The sequence below is a fragment of the Paratractidigestivibacter sp. genome, assembly GCF_052362415.1.
Classification (GTDB): Bacteria; Actinomycetota; Coriobacteriia; order Coriobacteriales; family Atopobiaceae; genus Paratractidigestivibacter.
In genome coordinates this window covers 1-2119 of the sequence record NZ_DAWEMK010000154.1, presented here as the reverse complement: position 1 = coordinate 2119, position 2119 = coordinate 1, and the positions used below count along the sequence as shown (strand labels likewise).

Genomic DNA, 2119 nt, shown 5'->3' with positions numbered 1-2119 from the left:
ATCGAGCGGCTCCGCGTGCTCGACCGGCCGGTGGTCCTCGTGTTCTTCGGCGACCATCAGCCGTACTTGACGCAGGGGTACAACGACCTGTGGTATCCGGGCGAGGACGCCGCCGAGCACGCGCGGCGCGTCTACCAGACCGACTACGTCGTGTGGGCCAACTACGACATCGCGGGGTGCGACCAGGTCAGCGAGGTGGACGACGTCTCCGCGAGCTTTTTGGCCTCGGAGGTAGCGCAGCTCATCGGCGCGCCGCTCACTTCTTTCCAGAAGGCGCACATCGAGCTGCGGCGCGCCCTCCCGGAGATCAGCGCGGCGTGCTACGAGGACGCGGCGGGCGGATGGTTCTTGCCCAACGTCGACTGCGGCATCGATGCGACTGACCAGGCGCGCGCCGACTTCGCGACGATGCAGTTCTATGACCTGTTCAGCGATGGGCAGGGGATCTACAGCTCCCAGCTGCAGGACGAGCCGAACGTCGACCCCGTGGCGAGGTAGGGCGCGGGGCGAGACGGGGCGCGGGGCGCGCTGGGCTGATGCCGGCCTACCTTCTGCGCGTGCGGGCGATGAGCTTGGCGTAGACGTGCTCGCACATCCACGGCTCGGTCGAGAGGCGCGCCACGTCGTCGAGCGGGGCCCAGCGGACCCCGGCGTTCTCGTCGGGCGCGATGCGCAGGGGCTCCGTGGGGTCGGCGACCACGAGGTAGGTGACGTTCAGGTGCGCGTGCGACGGCACCCACGCACCGCGGCGCATGTGGCCGGCGACGGGCAGCGCCTCGAGCGAGAGGATCGGGGAGCCCGTCTGCGCGGGCACGACGCGGCCGCCTGCGGCGCCCGTCTCTTCCTCGAGCTCGCGCAGCGCGACCGCCGCGAGGTCGCGCTCGCCGTCGGCGTGGCCGCCCACCCAGCTCCAGCTGTCGTAGATCTTGTGGTAGACGAGAAGCGCCTGCTCGCCCTGCGCGTCGACCGTCCAGGCGGAGGTCGTCAGGTGTGCCGGCGAGGTGCGCACCCATACCTCGGGGTCGCAGGCGAGCCTTTGCAGGAACAGCTCGCGGTCGGCGGCCTCCTGCTCGCAGCCGGGCTCGAACGCCTCGATGTCGTCGATGAGCGCCATGGTGCTCCTCTCGCTATACGAAAATCGCCCGCGGCAGGGCGTGTGGTCCTGCCGCGGGCGGCATTGCCCGTGCGATCGATCCGCCGGAATGGGCGATGTGCGTCCCTTAGAGGGTATCTTACCAGCTCAGCAGCTCGTAGCCGTCGTCGGTCACGACGAGCTGGACCTCCCACTGCGCGGAGTCCGAGCCGTCGGCGGTGCGCACGGTCCATCCGTTGGGGTCGTTCATGTTGATGCCCGGCGCGCCGGCGTTGACCATGGGCTCGATGGTGAAGCACATGCCCGGAACGAGGACGGGCCCTTCTCCTGGCTCGCCGACGAACCCGACGAAGGGGTCCTCGTGGAACTCGAGGCCGATGCCGTGGCCGCCGAACTCGCGGACCACGTTGAAGCCGGCGGCCTCGACGCACTCCTGGACGGCGTGGGACATGTCGCCGAGGTGGACCCAGGGCTTGACGGCGGCGAGGCCCGCCTGGACGGACTCGCGCGTGACGTCGACGAGGCGGCGGCGCTCGTCGGAGACCTCGCCGATGCAGAACATGCGGCTCGAGTCCGAGAAGTAGCCGTCGAGGATGGTCGAGCAGTCGATGTTCACGATGTCGCCCTCGCGCAGCACGTCGTCGGAGGGGATGCCGTGGCAGACGGCGTCGTTGATGGAGGTGCAGACGCTGTTGGGGTAGCCCTCGTAGTTGAGGTCGGCGGGGATGCCGCCGTGCTCGACGGTGTAGTCGTGGATCCACTGGTCGATCTGGGCGGTGGTCACGCCCGCGGCGATGCGCTCGCCGACCATGTCGAGCACGCCGATGTTGATTGCTGCGGAGCGCTTGATGCCCTCGATGTCCGCGGGGGTCTTGAGCAGGCCGCGAGGCATAACCTCCTCGCCCTCGGTCGCCAGGCGGTCGAGCCGCTGATCGAACGCGGCGTGGCACTTCTTGTACTTCTTTCCGGAGCCGCACCAGCAGAGGTCGTTGCGGCCGGGCACGATATCGTTGTCATACATGGCTA

The 2119-nt window shown here is 69.0% G+C and carries 2 protein-coding genes and 1 pseudogene; 1 reads left to right on the top strand and 2 read right to left on the bottom strand.

Annotated features, from left to right (window positions below):
• Positions 1-498: pseudogene (locus ACT84W_RS10215) on the top strand (LTA synthase family protein); the annotation flags it as partial.
• A 46-nt stretch (positions 499-544) separates the two neighbouring features.
• Here the strand turns inward: ACT84W_RS10215 and ACT84W_RS10210 are convergent.
• Together ACT84W_RS10210 and ACT84W_RS10205 are read right to left on the bottom strand one after the other, a co-directional pair.
• Positions 545-1114: an NUDIX hydrolase gene (locus tag ACT84W_RS10210; protein WP_444329134.1), complete on the bottom strand. Its 570-nt coding sequence runs from the start codon at positions 1112-1114 to the stop codon at positions 545-547.
• A gap of 118 nt (positions 1115-1232) precedes the next feature.
• Positions 1233-2119 (bottom strand): methionyl aminopeptidase (locus ACT84W_RS10205; RefSeq protein ID WP_444329133.1); only part of this gene is annotated, 887 nt, incomplete at its 5' end.